The following is a 15,448-nucleotide window of genomic DNA, read 5'->3' as shown; positions in this document are numbered from 1 at the left end:
CCGCCGATCCTCTCCCGCCCCATGGGAACACAGGCTTTTATCGTCAGGGCCAATCCCTGTCCAGACGGCAAAAGAAAACCGGCCGCCCTTGGAAAGGGCGGCCGGCAAACATGATGTCGAAAATCAAGCGATCTTATGCCAGAGCGGCATCGTCATCCTCGTCTCCGGCTTCCGGGCCGCCATTCTCAAGGAATTTCTCGGCGATCAATCCTGCATTCTGGCGCAGCGACAGTTCGATCTCCTTGGCCGTATCGGGATTGTCGCGCAGGAACATCTTGGCATTCTCGCGGCCCTGGCCGAGGCGCTGGCTGTTATAAGAGAACCAGGCACCGGATTTTTCCACGATGCCAGCCTTGACGCCGAGATCGACCAACTCGCCGGTCTTGGATACGCCTTCGCCATACATGATGTCGAATTCGACCTGTTTGAAGGGCGGCGCCATCTTGTTCTTGACGACCTTGACGCGCGTCTGGTTGCCGATCACCTCTTCGCGATCCTTGACGGCGCCGATACGGCGGATGTCGAGGCGAACGGAAGCGTAGAACTTCAGGGCGTTACCGCCTGTCGTCGTTTCCGGCGAACCGAACATGACGCCGATCTTCATGCGGATCTGGTTGATGAAGATGACCATGCAGTTCGACTTGGAGATCGACGCGGTCAGCTTGCGCAGCGCCTGGCTCATCAGGCGGGCCTGGAGGCCGGGAAGGCTGTCGCCCATTTCGCCTTCGATTTCAGCGCGCGGCACCAGTGCAGCAACCGAATCGATGACGAGTACGTCGATGGCGCCGGAACGCACCAGCGTATCGGTGATTTCCAGGGCCTGTTCGCCGGTATCCGGCTGCGAGATCAACAGGTTTTCGAGATCGACGCCGAGCTTGCGGGCATAGACCGGATCCAGCGCATGTTCCGCATCGACGAAGGCGCAGATGCCGCCCTTCTTCTGGGCTTCGGCAATGGTCTGCAGTGCCAGCGTCGTCTTGCCCGAGCTTTCAGGTCCATAGATTTCGATGACGCGCCCCTTGGGCAGTCCGCCGATACCAAGCGCGATATCCAGGCTCAACGATCCCGTCGAAACGGTTTCGATTTCGACAATGCTGTCTTTTCCACCGAGCTTCATGATCGATCCCTTGCCGAACGAACGTTCGATCTGGGAAAGTGCCGCTTCAAGTGCCTTGCTTTTATCCACCGATTTGTCCTCTACAAGCCGCAAAGAGTTTTGTGCCATGTGATCCACCTTTAAGTTATGGAAGCTGTTGAGGCAATGAAGTCGCCGATGAAAGCTATGTACACTTTTTGTTCTCATTTTGCAAGAGCCATCTATGAACTTGATTTATCAACATAAACGGATGCGTGTTCTTTTCTTGTTCCATGCCTCGTTCGACAGATTCCACAATCGGTGGAAATGACTGAAACAAAAAGCGGATCAACATCATAGCGCAACGAATCGCCAGGGATCGGCACACGGGAAAACGCATGACAGGCAGACAAGTTTCCATCTTCGGCGGCGCGCATATCGACCGCCGGGCCCGTATCTTCGGCACCACCGTGCCGGGATCGAGCAATCCGGGCAGCTGGTTCGAGGAGGCCGGCGGCGGCGGCTTCAACGCGGCCCGCAATCTGGCGCGGCTTGGACATGACGTTCGCATGATCAGCCCGCGCGGCGGCGATGCCGCCGGCGAAACGGTGGCCCGGGCGGCAAGCGAAGCCGGGGTTATCGATTGCCCCTTCATCTTCCTCGATCGCAAGACGCCAAGCTACACGGCCATTCTCGAAAATGACGGCAATCTGGTCATCGCGCTGGCCGACATGGAGCTTTACCGGCTGTTTTCTCCCAGGCGATTGCAACAGAAGGCCATGCGCGAAATCATCTCGGCAAGCGATCTGATCGTCACCGATGCCAACCTGCCCGAAGAGACGCTGACCGGTCTGGTTGCCCGGGCAAACGCCGGAACAAAGCCGATCGCCGCCATCGCCATTTCCCCTGCGAAAGTCGCGCGGCTGGTGCAAAGTCTGCCCGGGCTCACCTTCCTGTTCATGAACGAGGCGGAAGCGCGGGCACTGACGGGCCGCGACAGCGCGGAAGCCGCAGAATGGCCTGTTCTGCTCGAGGCGGCCGGCCTGACCGGCGGCGTCATCACCCGCGGCGGCAAGCCCGCAATCGCCTTTCAGAACGGGCGAACCGTTACGGTCGCACCGCCGCAGCTTGACGCGCTGGCCGACGTCACGGGCGCTGGCGATTCGCTCGCAGCCGGGTTCCTGTCGGCATTTGTCCAAGGTGATCCGCTCGACATATGCCTTCGCTCCGGCGTTGCCGCTGCCGGCATCACCGTCCGGTCGCCACTGGCCGTATCGGAAAAAATGTCGCGGGCAATGCTCGAAGAAGCAATTCGACTTGTGCCGTCAGCCGAAATCCTGTCATGAACGCGCCTTAAAAAGCCAAACAAGGATCCGCGATGACCAAGCCCTTCTCCCCCCTTCTGCCGATGGAATATTCCAGCGAAGTCGCGGCCGCCAAGGCACGCGGCGCAGCGATCGTCGCGCTTGAATCCACCATCATCACCCATGGCATGCCTTTCCCGGGCAATCTCAACATGGCCCGTAGCGTCGAGGCGATCATCCGTGAAGAAGGTGCCGTCCCGGCAACGATCGCCGTCATCGACGGTGTCCTGCATATCGGCCTTGAAGATGCCCAACTGGAAGCGCTGGCGCAGACGCAAGGCGCCATGAAGCTGTCGCGCGCCGATCTCGCCTTTGCGATCGCCGAGCGCCGCACCGGCGCCACCACGGTGGCCGCAACGATGATTGCAGCGGCGCGCGCCGGCATCCGCGTGTTTGCCACCGGCGGCATCGGCGGCGTGCATCGCAAGGCCGAAGAAAGCTTCGACATCTCCGCCGACCTCGACGAACTGGCCCGCACCGGCGTCATCGTCGTCTGCGCCGGCGCAAAAGCCATTCTCGACATTCCAAAAACCCTGGAAGTTCTGGAAACGCGCGGCGTTCCGGTCGTCACCTATGACAGCGACATCTTTCCGGCCTTCTGGTCGCGCGACAGCGGCCTGGAGAGCCCGCTGATGCTGAACAGCCCGGCAGCAATTGCCAATTTCCAGAGGATGCGCGACCTGCTCGGCGTCGATGGCGGCATGCTGATTGCCAATCCGGTACCGGAGGCCAACGAAATCCCGCGCGACGAAATGGAAATCTACATCACCCGGGCACTGGACAATGCCGCGCGCGACGAGATTTCCGGCAAGAAAGTCACGCCCTACCTGCTCGACAGCATTTTCGGCCTGACCGACGGCCGCAGCCTCGAGACCAATATCGCCTTGGTCGAGAACAATGCCCGGCTTGCGGCCGAGATTGCCGTCGCTCTGGTCTGAATTCAAACCACCATCGAAAATCGGGGGCTGGCTGCCAGCCCCCGCAATGTCAGCCCTGCCGCCCTGCCCGCGCAAGGCCATGCTCGATCAGCCTGTCGATGATGTCGGCATAGGCAATTCCGCTGGCGGCCAGAGCCTTGGCATACATGCTGATATCGGTAAAACCGGGGATCGTATTGACCTCGTTGACGACGGCGCTGAGGTCGGGACGCACGAAAAAGTCGATGCGGGCCATGCCGTCGCATCCGAGCGCCCGGAAAGCCCCTTGCGCCATTGATCTGAGCTTTTGCGCAACGTCATCCGGCAGTTGAGCCGGAATGCTGAGAATGGCACCGTCCGGATCGATGTATTTGGCATCATAGCTGTAGAAGCCGTGGCTACCGGCGGGAGTGATTTCTCCTGGAAGAGAGGCGATGAGCGTGCCGTCGGCCTGTTCGAGAATGCTGAATTCGATCTCGCGCCCCTGAATGAACTCCTCGACGAGGATTTTCTGATCATGGCGGAAGCCTTCCGCGAGGGCAGCTAGAAATTCGCCTGCCGTTTGAGCCCTGCTGACGCCAACCGACGAGCCCTGCCGGGCAGGCTTGACGAACACCGGCGATCCCAGCGCCGCGACGACGTCATCGAAGGAGGGTGCGTCGCCCTGATGGAAAGTCAGTGAATGCGCCACCGGCAATCCGGCTTCCTTCAGCAGGCGCTTGGCCACATCCTTGTCGATGGCGGTGGCCGAACCCAGAATTCCGCACCCGGCAAACGGCACCATGGCAACCTCGGCAAGCCCCTGCACAGAGCCATCCTCGCCATGCGGCCCATGCAGAACCGGAAAAAGAATATCGATCGGCGGCAGTTCGCGGATGGATTGGTCCTCGGGAACGATGACAAGGCGGCCACGGCCCCCGGGTAAAAGGCAGACCTGCGTACTCGCGGCTGGCAGCGGATCCGGCAAGGCTCCATCGCGCAGCTGATGCAGAAGCCATTTCCCCTGGCGATCGATCAGAATCGGCACGACGTCGTATTTTTCAGCATCGAGCGCCTTGAAGACATTGCGCGCAGACAGAACAGAAACATCATGTTCGGCAGAACGGCCACCAAAGAGAACAGCAATTCTCAGCTTTGAATTCATTCGAGCGCTCGCAAGATCGGAGGATGGGACGCTGCGTTTGGGCAAACAGACCACACAACCTGTCAGACTCAAACGCAGCGCGTGACACCTGAAGATGCAATTGCGAAACAGGCCTTTTTAGGACAGCAGCAACCCGGCCTAAAAATATCCCGGCGCGAGGTTAACGCCACAGAGATCAGCCGATCGGTGGCCGCGCTCATCCGGGAACGGCAGATCCCGCATCCTGCCGATGACCAGCGATTGCAGATCAGCTGTCGAGCATTTCCCGCACGGCGACGGCAAGCTGCTTGAGCGAAAACGGCTTCGGCAGGAAGCCGAATTTGGCGTCGGCCGGCAGATTTCTCGCAAAAGCGTCCTCGGCATAACCGGAGACGAAGATGAACTTCAGGTCCGGATAGGTCTTGCGGATTTCCTTGAGCAAGGTCGGCCCGTCCATTTCCGGCATGACGACGTCGGACACGACGATATCGACGGCGCCGTTCAGCTCCGCCATGACCTCGAGAGCTTCGACGCCGGAACCGGCCTCGTGCACCGTATAGCCGCGGGTTTCCAGCATGCGCTTGCCGCCGCGGCGCACGGCCTCTTCGTCTTCCACCAGAAGAACCACCGCCGAGTTTCCGGTCAGGTCGGTCGGTTCCGGTTTGGCCGGAGCTTTTGCGGCCAGTGCTGCCGCCGCCTGCGCCTCGCCGGCTTCGCCCGGCAATGGCGGCTCTTCGATGTAGCGCGGCAGGAGAATACGGAACGTCGTTCCCTTGCCGACTTCGGATTCCGGATAGATGTAGCCGCCGGATTGCTTGATGATGCCGTAGACCATCGACAGCCCAAGCCCGGTACCCTTGCCGACCTCCTTGGTGGTGAAGAAAGGTTCGAAGATCTTGTCGAGGATTTCCGGCGGAATGCCGGTGCCCTGGTCGGACACCTCAACCATCACATAGTCATCTTCCGGCAGCTCCCGGACGTTGAACGATGCGACTTCGGCAGCGGGCAGATTGCGGGTACGCAAGGTGATGATACCGCCATTGGGCATGGCATCGCGGGCGTTGACGGCCAGATTGAGCACCACCTGCTCGAACTGGCCGAGGTCGGTGCGCACCGGCCAGAGATCACGGCCGTAGTCGACCTCAAGCTTGACGTTGGTGCCGGTCATCCGGTCGACCAGCATGCGCAGGTCGCCGAGGACATCGGTCATCGACAGCACGGTCGGCCGCATCGTCTGCTTGCGCGAGAAGGCGAGAAGCTGACGCACCAGCACCGCCGCGCGGTTGGCGTTGCGCTTGATCTCCATCAGATCAGCAAAACTCGCATCCGAGGGCCGGGCGGATAAAAGCAGATGGTCGGAGGAGAGCAGGATCGCCGTCAGCACATTGTTGAAGTCATGCGCGATGCCGCCAGCCAAGGTGCCGACCGCATTCATCTTCTGCGTCTGCGCCATCTGGGTTTCGAGCGCCTTCTGCTCGGTGATCTCGACGGCATAGACGATCGCCGCCTCTTCCGGCGCCTGGTCGCTCTGGTCGATGACCGCATGCACATAGAAGCGGAAATGCCGCGACTCGTCGGTCGGGTGCAGCGAATCGATCGGTGCGATGTCGCCCTGCCGGTCTTTGGCGGCGTCCAGCGCATCGCGCAGTCGCGTCTGGTCGGTACTGTGAACGAAAGCTTCCAGCAATGCGCCGTGCTCCATATCGTCCTGCGAGACGACGGCGGAGAACAGCTTGAGGAACGGCGCGTTGGTGCGCAGAATCCGTCCGTCGCCGTCGACGGAGGCGATCGCCATCGGCGTATTGTTGAAGAAGCGGGTAAAGCGCATCGCGGCGATCGATGCCGACTGATCGCTTTCGTCGTCGTTCGACCGGGCAAGTACGATCGTTCGGCTTTCGCCGGGGGCACCGTCGCGCGCCGAGGAAACCCGGTGCACCATGCGCACGGCAAAACTCTGGCCATTGGCCTTGCGCAGATCGAGATCGAGCGTCTTGGTCTTTTTCAAGCCGGGTTCGGCCTGCACCGACTGAACCAGCGCCAGCCCCTCGCCTGCGACGAGATCGGCGATCGTCATCGATCCCGGCTGGAACTTGGTCAGGTCCAAGCCAAGCCAATCGGCGAGCGTGGCGTTGACGTAGAAAATCTCGCCCTTCTTGCCGGCCGAGAAGAAGCCGGCCGGAGCGTGGTCGAGATAGTCGATGGCGTTCTGCAATTCCTTGAAGAATCGCTCCTGATCGTCGCGCTCCGAGGTGATGTCGGAAATCTGCCAGATATAGAACGGGTTGCGGTCGCCATCCTCAAGCGGCAGGACGCGTGCTTTCAGACGGAACCAGTGGGCGCCGGAACCGGCCGAACCGCCGCTTGAGCGCAGCGGCTTCAACAAGCGGAACTCCTCGTGTCCGGCCTTGCCCTCGTGCAGGCCGTTGGTCAGCCGGTAGATCGCCTCGGTTGCTTCGCGGTTGCGCGACAGGATGGTTTCGAGCGACTGGATTTCGGTGGCCTTGGTGGCGCCGGTTAGCGCACCATAGGCTGCATTGGCATAGATGATCCGGCCCTTGCGGTCGGTCACCAGCGTGCCGTCCTGATGACCGTCGAGGAAGGCGCGCGCCAGTTCGTCCGGGCGCGACTGCGGCATCACCTCGATGAAGCCGATCACCGAGGACACCAGGAAGAAAATGCCGACCATGGCCAGCACCCCGAGAATGCCGAGGACGATCTGGTTTTCCAGCTGATTTTTGAAAATGACGAAGCCGACGGCCGACGCGGTCAGCACGATGGCGAGCAGAATGATCCGCAGCACCGTTCCGGGCCGCGTTCCACGGTCTACAATCGGCATGTGATAGTCACCTGCCTGCCGCAATTTCGTCATATGGCCCTCGTTTTTAGACCGTGCCGTGCACGTCCGGAATGAACGCGCAGGTTTGGTCTCTATGCTCAGATCAACGGCAGCCGGGGCGAATCTGCATCCCGTGCCGGCGGACCGCGAAACACCGAGCAAGAATCATCTTTAACAGCCACAGGGAAGAGCAGAAAGCATCTCCGTGAAAGGCATTGCGGTCAATTCACAGGGAATGTCCCGCAAAACCTCGCCGAAGCTGGAAACAGCGCTACATTGGCGCTAGGACAATGACCGGCACTGTTTGTTGCGACCCGAAAAAAGCTGTCAAATCGGCACAGGTCGCGGGTTTACGAAGGAGTACAGCACATGATCGAAGATATCGTTGGCAACAACGGTACCCGTTTCATCATTGCGGCGGGCGCTGTGGCTCTTGCCCTGCTTTGCCTGGTCGGGGTGCTCCGGTTCATGCGCAACAGGCCGTCATCGCCGTTCATTCGCGGCGGCAAGAACCGCCAGCCGCGGCTTGCCGTACTGGATGCGGCAGCGATCGATACGCGCAGGCGGCTCGTGCTGGTGCGGCGCGACGATGTCGAGCACCTGATCATGATCGGCGGACCGACCGACGTCGTGATCGAAAGCCGGATTGCATCGACGGCCCAGCCACAGGCGCCGGCTGCCATTGCTCAGCCGCCGGCCGATGCTGCCATTGGCGCACGCCCGGTCACAGAGTGTTCGGTCGCAGAGCGCACGATCACCGAACGCCGTGCTACACCCCAGCCAGAAGTCAAACCGGCGCCGGTGTCGGCAATGGGTCAGGTTCTTTACGGTGAAGGCGCCGATGTCTCTCTGCCACCGGCGCGGGCCGTCCAGCCGGTGCAACCACGAACCGATACCGTCACACCACGCCAACCTCTTCCCGAGCGGACTATTCCGGTTCAAGCTCAGGTTCGACCGCAACCCGTCGCGTCGAACACGACGCCCCCCGTGTCGATCGAGACGGCCAGATCACCAGAAGATATTTTGGATGCTGCACGATCGCGGGTGCTGGCGGCAAATCAGTCCGTCACCGCAGAGCGGCCTTTGCCCCAGGCACCTGCCGTTGCAGGCATCGCGGCAACGCAGGCTCAACCCGTTCCTAGCTTGGCGGGTGCTCAAGCTCAGCCAGATGCCAAAGCTCAAAAGGACGCGACCGCCCTTGAGTTCGAACGTATTCTCGATGCCCAGATCACCGGCGACCTTGGCAAGCTGAGCGCCGACCCTGTCCGTATCGACGGCGAAAAGCGTGCAAGCGCCCCCTTAGCCAATCCGGCAGGCCGTCAGGAGCCGCGGCTGGGCGCGGTGCAGGGCAACCGCACGGAACCGTCGCTGGAAGACGAAATGAACCGGATGCTGAACGAGATCGCCGAAAACCGTAAGAATTGAGCTGGTTGCAGATATCGCGGCCTCAATGCCGCGTTTGTCCAAGCGACAACACCACCAAAACAAAAAACGGCGCGATCATCTCGCGCCGTTTTTCATGTTTGAACCGGAACGATTACTCGTCGCGGTAGACTTTTTCCCGACGCTCGTGACGCTCCTGCGCCTCGATCGACAAGGTTGCGATCGGCCTTGCGTCGAGACGCTTCAGTCCGATCGGTTCGCCGGTTTCCTCGCAGTAACCGTACGTTCCCTCGTCAAGCCTTTGCAGGGCCGCATCGATCTTGGAGATCAGCTTGCGCTGCCGGTCCCGTGCCCGAAGCTCGATGGCCCGGTCGGTTTCCGACGATGCTCTGTCTGCAAGATCGGGGTGGTTTGCACTTTCCTCGGCCAGATGCCCGAGTGTTTCCCGGGCCTCACGGAGGATGTCGTTTTTCCAGGCGTTCAGCTTTGCTCTAAAATATGCACGCTGGTTAGTATTCATGAATTCCTCAGTCTCAGACAAGACATAGGAACTAAGATCGATCTTCTCACTCAACGCGATTCTCCTGAAGAACATCTCATGTGCGGCGGTGTATAGACCCATGCACGCGCCGTTTCAAGTCTTTGAAAAACAGCCCACCGTTTTTTAAGCCTTGCTTACTTGAGAGGCTAACAGGCTAATATTTCATCAAAATTACAGATTTCAGATTTTTCTCGAAATTGTCTTGCTGCAGACATCCGGCAGCCAGCACCAAAGCTGCATCTCAGCGGCAGCGAAATTTCGGACAAAGCATATTTCGCGTTCTCCACGGCACAAGAAATAGGCAGATGTTTTTTCTTCTTGTTCGTGCCAACAGCACTGTGCGTTTCCCCTTGCTGCACTGGCCGTAAAAGGATTCGGCAATATCCAGCGCGACGACTGAAAAACGGATCGCCACCGCTTGATCTTTCGGCGCCCCCGGCGGACAAAGCGCATACGGAACCCAACAACAGACGCCGCTGCCCGGATCGAGATGGCGTTCGGGCGGCAATGCTATCTCTAGGATATTTCCCATGCCCGCTGCGGTTGCTGCTGTTTTTCGACTGTACCTTCTGCGGCATGCCAAGGCCGCCTGGGCGCTTCCAGGCCAGAAGGATTTCGACCGGACGCTGGATGATACGGGCTTTGCCGATGCCGAGATCGTCGCCGGCATGGCGGCGGACGGCGGCATGCGGCCGGATCTCGTTCTCTGCTCGACCGCCCTGCGCTGCCGCCAGACGGCGGATGCCTTCCGGCGCGCGATGACGGAAGATTTGGATATCCGCTATGTCGATGAACTCTACGCCGGTGGAGCGAGCGTCTATCGCAACGTCATTGGCAGCCAGGATTCTGCCCTTTCAGCGCTGATGGTGGTCGGGCACAATCCGGTGATCGAAGAGATCTTGCGCGAAATTCTCAGCGAGGAGGCTGTACTCGAGGCCGCCCCGGCCGGTTATCCTCCCGGCGCGCTCGCCGTAATCGACTTCGATATACGGCCTTCCCCTGGCATCCTGCCGCCTGGGACTTTGACCGCATGGCTCGATCCGGACAGTCACGGCAGGTGAACGCTGTTCGCCAACCGTCTGCCGCAACCTTTATTCGGCCGCCCCGGCGCACTATATCGCAGATGACATGCATGGCCGTGAAGCCATATCCCACGCATATTTGAGGCCCGAAAACTTGCCGCCATTCATGACCCGTTTCACCGATGACGCACGACTTGCAATCGACACGCTGACCGACCGTGCATCGGGTTTCGTCAATCCGACCTTGCGGCTGGGTGTCACCGGCCTTTCCCGCGCCGGCAAGACCGTGTTCATCTCGTCGCTGGTCCACAATCTCCTGAACGGTGGCCGCCTGCCCGTCTTAGAGGCAGTCCGCTCGGGGCGGGTATCGAAGATCCGGCTGGAGCCGCAACCCGACGATGCGGTGCCGCGCTTTCAATACGAAGACCATATCGCAGCGCTGGTGCGCGATCGGCTCTGGCCCGATTCGACGCGAGCGATCTCGCAATTGCGCATCACGCTCGACTATGAGAGCGCCAGCGGCTGGAACCGGATGTTTTCGCCCGGCCGGCTGTCGATCGACATTGTCGATTATCCCGGCGAGTGGCTGCTCGACCTGCCCCTGCTCAACCAGGACTTTCGCACCTTCAGCGACCGCACGGCGGATCGGGCTAGAACCGGCGTCCGCGCCGAGCTGTCGGCTGACTGGCTGGCGCTGGCCTCCTCGCTCGACATTACGGCACCTGCCGTCGAGGCAGACGCCCGCAGGCTGGCCGAGGTCTTCACCCGTTATCTGCGGGCCTGCAAGTCGGACGAACGTTCGCTGTCGACGCTGCCGCCCGGCCGTTTCCTGATGCCCGGCGATCTCGAAGGCTCGCCGGCCCTGACCTTCTCGCCGCTGCCGGACCTTCCGCAAGGCCGTGCGCCAAAAGGCTCGCTCTGGGCAATGATGGAACGGCGTTACGAGGCCTACAAGACCTATGTCGTCAAACCGTTCTTCCGAGAACACTTCGCCCGGCTCGACCGCCAGATCGTGCTGATCGACGCGCTGCAGGCAATCAACCGCGGCCCGGAATCGCTGCTCGACCTGGAGAGCGCGCTGGCCGACGTTTTGGCGAGCTTCCAGCCCGGCACCAATTCCTTCCTGTCATCCTTTCTCACCAAGCGGATCGACAAGGTGCTGATCGCCGCAACCAAGGCCGACCATCTGCACCACGAAAGCCACGACCGGCTTGAACGGATCACCGAGCGCCTTGTCCGGCGTGCCGTCGAGCGTATCGGCATGAGTGGAGCCGGCCTCGAGGTCATGGCCATCGCCTCGGTCAGAGCAACCCGCGAGGCGACCGTCGATCACGATGGCCACACCCTGCCGGTCATCGTCGGCACGCCGATTGCAGGCGAGACCATCAACGGCGAGACCTTTGATGGCGAACGGAAAACAGCGATATTTACCGGTGACTTACCGAAGAATCCCGATTCACTTTTTCAAGACCTCGAATCCAAACCGGAAGAAAGCCTGGTGCCCGATCTGAGCTTCGTCCGCTTCCGGCCACCACCGATTGAGGAAACCGGCGGCGGCCTGAAACTCTCCGTCCCGCATATCCGGCTCGACCGGGCCATGCAGTTCCTGTTCGGAGACCGGCTGGCATGAGCGACACACCCAAGATTCCGCAGCGAAAACCTGCCGTATTCACCATCGGCAACGATCCATCCACTTCCACCGAAGCGCCAACTCCAACGAAACGTTCTCCGGCCAGTTTCGGCGACAATATCGTCATGACGGCCGATGCCGATGATCCTTTTGCGGCGACCACCACTGCCCTGCCCGGCACGCCTGAAGCCACACCGCGCAAACGGCGTTTCTCTTTCTCCAAGCTTGCCGTTGGCGCCATAAGCGTTCTGGTTTCCCTGGCGGTCGGCCTCTGGGTCGATAGTCTCGTGCGTGATCTTTTCACCCGCGCCGACTGGCTCGGCTATCTCGCTATCGGCGCTGTTGCGATCGGGTTGATCGCCTTTCTGGTGATCATCGTCCGCGAACTGTCGGGACTGATGCGGTTGAATGCCGTGCAGGCCCTGAAGCAGGAAACCATTGATGCCAGCCTGTCATCGACAGCAAAGCCGGCACGGCAGGTGATGGCCCATCTCGTCCACCTGCTGGCAGCCAAGCCGCAGACGGCGCGCGGCCGCCTGCGGCTGAAGGAAACCGAGACGGAGATCATCGACGGCCCTCACCTGCTCGACCTGACCGAGCGCGAACTCTTGACGCCGCTCGATCGGGAAGCCAGGGGCCTGATCCTCAACGCCTCCAAACGCGTCTCGATCGTCACCGCCGTCAGCCCGCGTGCGCTCGTCGATCTCGGCTATGTGATTTACGAATCGGCGCGGTTGATCCGGGCCATGGCCGATCTTTATGGCGGCCGGCCGGGGACATTGGGACTGTTGCGGCTGATGCGCGATGTCATTGCCCACCTGGCGGTCACCGGCTCGATTGCCGCCGGCGACAGTTTGATCCAGCAGGTGCTCGGCCATGGCCTCGCCTCGAAACTGTCGGCGCGCCTTGGCGAAGGCGTCATCAACGGCCTGATGACCGCACGCATCGGCATCGCCGCGATGGATCTCTGCCGGCCGATGCCGTTTCGGGCGCTGAAACGCCCCGGTATCGGCGATTTCATCGGCGACCTGACGCCCGGATCATCCAAGACAAGGATGCCGGAGGTCGACGGCTAGCACGGAATGGCTTAAATGCCGCCATACCAGTCGTAGCCGAGATCTTCCCAGAAGCCGCCCTTGCCGCCGCCGAACGGCGCCAGCGACGAGACGAGTTCGATGCCTTTGATGTACTTCGCCATCTTGTAGCCGAGCTGCCGTTCGACACGGACCCGAAGCGGTGCGCCGTTGGCGATCGCCAGCGGCTTGTCATTGTTGCCATAGGCAAGAATCGTCTGCGGGTGCCGTGCATCGATGAGGTCGATCGATTCGTAATAGGCTACGGCGCCCTGCAGCCCGAGGTTCATCGTATCGTAGCAGTGGAACACCACGAAACGTGCCTCCGATTTCACCTGGGCCTCGTCAAGTATCTGGCGTAGCGGCACGCCGGTCCATTTGGCGATGCAGCTCCAGCCCTCGACGCAGTCATGGCGGGTGATCTGCGTGCGCGACGGCATGTTGCGCAGTTCATCGAGACTGAAGCTCACCGGCTTCTCGACCAGCCCACCGATGGCCAGCCGATAGCTGGAAAAATTGGTGTCCTTCAGCGCAAGATAGTCGGCATCGGTCGGATCGGTGGAGCCGTTCGGCCGCTGGCCCTGGCGGATTTCGCTGGCGGCAAACTCCGGCACCAGCGTATCGGCGCCGATCAGCGCGCGGTGGGCGCGGTAGGTAAGACCGTTTGCCGAAGCAAGAAACTGCCGCACCGGGCTTTGTCCAGCCAGCACGCTGTCAAAGACATCGCAGCCCGAAAGCGGAACGGCGGCAGCGGCGACGCCGGCGATGGTCAGGAACTTTCGACGGTTGATGATAAAGGGGGTCATGCCGAGTGCTCCTCATTCTTCTTATCCGTCCGATACCAGCCGGTAATGATCGAGCGCATTTCGTTCAGCGGCCCCGCCGCCAAAACCATGAAGATGTGGATCAGGAAAAAAACCACCAACGCTGCCATACAGAGGAAATGAATGGTGCGCGCCGTCTGCCGGCCACCAAAGATATCGAGCAGCCAGGGCCAGGCGGCATTCATGCCCGGCGACATGGTGAGGCCGGTGGCAATGATCAAAGGAAAGATCACGAGCAGCACGCCGGCATAGGCCATCTTCTGCAGGCCATTGTAACGGCCGTCGTGATGGAACCGGAAGCGCACGTGATCGATGATACTGCGCGGCAAAGCCCTGATATCGGCGATGGAGGGAAGAATATCGCGCTTCAGATGCCCGCTGATCAGGCTGCTGACGAACCAGACAAGGAAGGCGGCAACGAAGAACCAGGCAAAGAAGAAATGAACCACGCGTCCCGTCGCCAGATCCTGGTAGGACGGCAGTGTCGCCCATGCGGGAAAACCGCGATAGGCCGGATTGTCGGCCGGACCGCTCATGCCGAACACGCCGGTCGTGTCGAAACTGCGGCCAAGAACCGTAGTGTAGCCGCCGACGGTTCCATCGGCGGCCTGCATCGCCCGCATCGAAAGCACGCTGTTTTCAAATTCGAAGCCGGATTGATTGCCGATATAGAGCTGGGGATGGGCGTTGAAGATCTGCAGCCCGCTCAACAGCAGAAAGAACAGCGCGATCGCCCAGGTCCAATGCGTGATGCGCGTCGCAATCCGGTGCCGGTAGATGACGGAGCCGTCACCGGCCTTTGCTGCCGAGCGCGACTCGATATCGTTAACGATGGTCATCTCGTATCTCCCTTATATGCGCATTACGTAACAAGCGGCATGGCAGTTTCCAAAGCACATCCAGTCACCGCTGCACACGTCCCGGTGATTCTGCCGTGAAAACGCTGGATTTCCAGGGGGTTCAAAAGGCCGGAAATCGATACATGAAACATTTCGTGAGCGCTCTTCACCGTCATCAAGCAAGGTGGCGAAACGCTCCATTAACCATTTAAGTGCAAATGTAGCCCCACATTCCTGACATCGACCATCAAGGATCGTTCATGTTCTCGCGCCCTTCTTTGATCGCTCGCGGCGTTGCCGCAGCCTCACTCGCAGCCCTGACCTGCGCAGCATCGCCGGCCTTTTCCGGCGATGACAAGGCGTTTTTCGAACAGGTGTCCGGCCAGTGGAAAGGCCCGGGCGAAATCGTCGCGGGCAAGTACAAGGGGACGAAATTCACCTGCGACCTGATCGGAGAACCGGCTGATGGCTCCGCCGCCGGCATCAAGCTCGATGGTACCTGCCGCGTTGGCGTTTTCAAGCAGCCAATGTCCGCCTTGATCACCCAGAAGGGCAAGACCTATACCGGCAAGTTCCTCGATGGCGCCAACGGCAAGGGGCTCGACATCGTCTCGGGCAACGTCGCCAAGGACAAGGTCGTGGTCGGCATCAATCGCAAGAAGCTGAACGGCGCGATGATCGCCCGCCTGCAGGATTCCTCCACACTGAACATCACCATTTCGGTCAAGGTCGAAGACGCGATGGTTCCGGTGATCGGTGTCAGCCTCAGCCGCCAGGTCGACAACATGGCCGTCGGTTCTATCGAATAAGCAAATGCCCAT

At 60.6% G+C, this 15,448-nt stretch carries 14 protein-coding genes; 7 read left to right on the top strand and 7 right to left on the bottom strand.

Going from position 1 to position 15,448, the window contains the following annotated elements; translation table 11 throughout:
- Positions 1-133: 133 nt before the first annotated feature.
- Positions 134-1,225, bottom strand: a complete 1,092-nt coding sequence (gene recA / locus ACP7E6_RS04395; RefSeq protein WP_113318207.1) for a recombinase RecA — start codon at positions 1,223-1,225, stop codon at positions 134-136.
- A gap of 248 nt (positions 1,226-1,473) precedes the next feature.
- Between recA and ACP7E6_RS04390 the strand changes: the two genes are divergently transcribed.
- Positions 1,474-2,421: a carbohydrate kinase family protein gene (locus ACP7E6_RS04390; RefSeq protein ID WP_426228235.1), complete on the top strand. Its 948-nt coding sequence runs from the start codon at positions 1,474-1,476 to the stop codon at positions 2,419-2,421.
- A 32-nt stretch (positions 2,422-2,453) separates the two neighbouring features.
- A complete protein-coding gene (locus ACP7E6_RS04385) occupies positions 2,454-3,377 on the top strand; it encodes a pseudouridine-5'-phosphate glycosidase (protein WP_426228234.1) in 924 nt (307 codons plus the stop codon).
- Between the two features lie 49 nt (positions 3,378-3,426).
- Here ACP7E6_RS04385 and ACP7E6_RS04380 read toward each other — a convergent pair whose 3' ends face one another.
- Together ACP7E6_RS04380 and cckA are read right to left on the bottom strand one after the other, a co-directional pair.
- Positions 3,427-4,500 (bottom strand): D-alanine--D-alanine ligase family protein, encoded by a 1,074-nt coding sequence (locus tag ACP7E6_RS04380; protein ID WP_426228232.1) that lies wholly within the window; start codon positions 4,498-4,500, stop codon positions 3,427-3,429.
- A 247-nt stretch (positions 4,501-4,747) separates the two neighbouring features.
- The gene (gene cckA, locus ACP7E6_RS04375; RefSeq protein ID WP_426228230.1) at positions 4,748-7,348 is read right to left on the bottom strand and encodes a cell cycle histidine kinase CckA; all 2,601 of its coding nucleotides are present in this window, start codon (positions 7,346-7,348) and stop codon (positions 4,748-4,750) included.
- A 336-nt stretch (positions 7,349-7,684) separates the two neighbouring features.
- Here cckA and ACP7E6_RS04370 point away from each other — a divergent pair, with 336 nt between their 5' ends.
- Positions 7,685-8,740: a flagellar biosynthetic protein FliO gene (locus tag ACP7E6_RS04370; protein ID WP_426228228.1), complete on the top strand. Its 1,056-nt coding sequence runs from the start codon at positions 7,685-7,687 to the stop codon at positions 8,738-8,740.
- Between the two features lie 112 nt (positions 8,741-8,852).
- Here the strand turns inward: ACP7E6_RS04370 and dksA are convergent, their stop codons facing one another.
- Together dksA and ACP7E6_RS04360 are read right to left on the bottom strand one after the other, a co-directional pair.
- On the bottom strand, positions 8,853-9,272 hold the full coding sequence (dksA, locus tag ACP7E6_RS04365; protein WP_426228226.1) for an RNA polymerase-binding protein DksA: 420 nt from the start codon (positions 9,270-9,272) through the stop codon (positions 8,853-8,855).
- A 208-nt stretch (positions 9,273-9,480) separates the two neighbouring features.
- Entirely contained in the window at positions 9,481-9,771 is a 291-nt protein-coding gene (locus ACP7E6_RS04360; protein WP_426228224.1) for a hypothetical protein, read from the bottom strand.
- On the opposite strand from ACP7E6_RS04360, the gene ACP7E6_RS04355 reads away from it, so the two are divergent.
- The 3 genes from ACP7E6_RS04355 (at position 9,770) to ACP7E6_RS04345 (ending at position 12,967) form a co-directional block, all read left to right on the top strand.
- Positions 9,770-10,300: a SixA phosphatase family protein gene (locus ACP7E6_RS04355; RefSeq protein ID WP_426228222.1), complete on the top strand. Its 531-nt coding sequence runs from the start codon at positions 9,770-9,772 to the stop codon at positions 10,298-10,300. The genes ACP7E6_RS04360 and ACP7E6_RS04355 overlap by 2 nt on opposite strands.
- 115 nt (positions 10,301-10,415) lie before the next feature.
- Positions 10,416-11,891, top strand: coding sequence for a YcjX family protein (locus tag ACP7E6_RS04350; RefSeq protein ID WP_426228220.1), 1,476 nt, complete (start codon positions 10,416-10,418; stop codon positions 11,889-11,891).
- Entirely contained in the window at positions 11,888-12,967 is a 1,080-nt protein-coding gene (locus ACP7E6_RS04345; RefSeq protein WP_426228218.1) for a YcjF family protein, read from the top strand. Before ACP7E6_RS04350 ends, ACP7E6_RS04345 begins: the two co-directional genes overlap by 4 nt.
- 11 nt (positions 12,968-12,978) lie before the next feature.
- Here ACP7E6_RS04345 and ACP7E6_RS04340 read toward each other — a convergent pair whose 3' ends face one another.
- Positions 12,979-13,770 (bottom strand): molybdopterin-binding protein, encoded by a 792-nt coding sequence (locus ACP7E6_RS04340; protein ID WP_426228216.1) that lies wholly within the window; start codon positions 13,768-13,770, stop codon positions 12,979-12,981.
- Positions 13,767-14,627, bottom strand: coding sequence for a cytochrome b/b6 domain-containing protein (locus ACP7E6_RS04335; RefSeq protein WP_426228214.1), 861 nt, complete (start codon positions 14,625-14,627; stop codon positions 13,767-13,769). The genes ACP7E6_RS04340 and ACP7E6_RS04335 overlap by 4 nt, the downstream gene beginning before the upstream one ends.
- 260 nt (positions 14,628-14,887) lie before the next feature.
- Here ACP7E6_RS04335 and ACP7E6_RS04330 point away from each other — a divergent pair, with 260 nt between their 5' ends.
- Positions 14,888-15,436, top strand: coding sequence for a hypothetical protein (locus tag ACP7E6_RS04330; protein ID WP_426228212.1), 549 nt, complete (start codon positions 14,888-14,890; stop codon positions 15,434-15,436).
- The last annotated feature ends 12 nt before the right edge of the window (positions 15,437-15,448 follow it).

Origin of the sequence: Pararhizobium sp. DWP3-4 (assembly GCF_049898205.1) — a bacterium.
GTDB lineage: Bacteria > Pseudomonadota > Alphaproteobacteria > Rhizobiales > Rhizobiaceae > Pararhizobium.
Note: the sequence above shows the minus strand (reverse complement) of the source record. Positions and strands in the feature narration are given on the sequence as shown.

Excerpts from the sequence above, each read along its gene's own strand:
- ACP7E6_RS04355 (WP_426228222.1), top strand. The coding sequence starts at position 9,770 with ATGCCCGCTGCGGTTGCTGCTGTTTTTCGACTGTACCTTCTGCGGCAT.
- recA (WP_113318207.1), bottom strand. The coding sequence starts at position 1,225 with ATGGCACAAAACTCTTTGCGGCTTGTAGAGGACAAATCGGTGGATAAA.
- ACP7E6_RS04390 (WP_426228235.1), top strand. The coding sequence starts at position 1,474 with ATGACAGGCAGACAAGTTTCCATCTTCGGCGGCGCGCATATCGACCGC.
- ACP7E6_RS04330 (WP_426228212.1), top strand. The coding sequence starts at position 14,888 with ATGTTCTCGCGCCCTTCTTTGATCGCTCGCGGCGTTGCCGCAGCCTCA.
- ACP7E6_RS04340 (WP_426228216.1), bottom strand. The coding sequence starts at position 13,770 with ATGACCCCCTTTATCATCAACCGTCGAAAGTTCCTGACCATCGCCGGC.
- cckA (WP_426228230.1), bottom strand. The coding sequence starts at position 7,348 with ATGACGAAATTGCGGCAGGCAGGTGACTATCACATGCCGATTGTAGAC.
- ACP7E6_RS04335 (WP_426228214.1), bottom strand. The coding sequence starts at position 14,627 with ATGACCATCGTTAACGATATCGAGTCGCGCTCGGCAGCAAAGGCCGGT.
- ACP7E6_RS04370 (WP_426228228.1), top strand. The coding sequence starts at position 7,685 with ATGATCGAAGATATCGTTGGCAACAACGGTACCCGTTTCATCATTGCG.
- ACP7E6_RS04380 (WP_426228232.1), bottom strand. The coding sequence starts at position 4,500 with ATGAATTCAAAGCTGAGAATTGCTGTTCTCTTTGGTGGCCGTTCTGCC.
- ACP7E6_RS04385 (WP_426228234.1), top strand. The coding sequence starts at position 2,454 with ATGACCAAGCCCTTCTCCCCCCTTCTGCCGATGGAATATTCCAGCGAA.
- ACP7E6_RS04345 (WP_426228218.1), top strand. The coding sequence starts at position 11,888 with ATGAGCGACACACCCAAGATTCCGCAGCGAAAACCTGCCGTATTCACC.
- ACP7E6_RS04360 (WP_426228224.1), bottom strand. The coding sequence starts at position 9,771 with ATGGGAAATATCCTAGAGATAGCATTGCCGCCCGAACGCCATCTCGAT.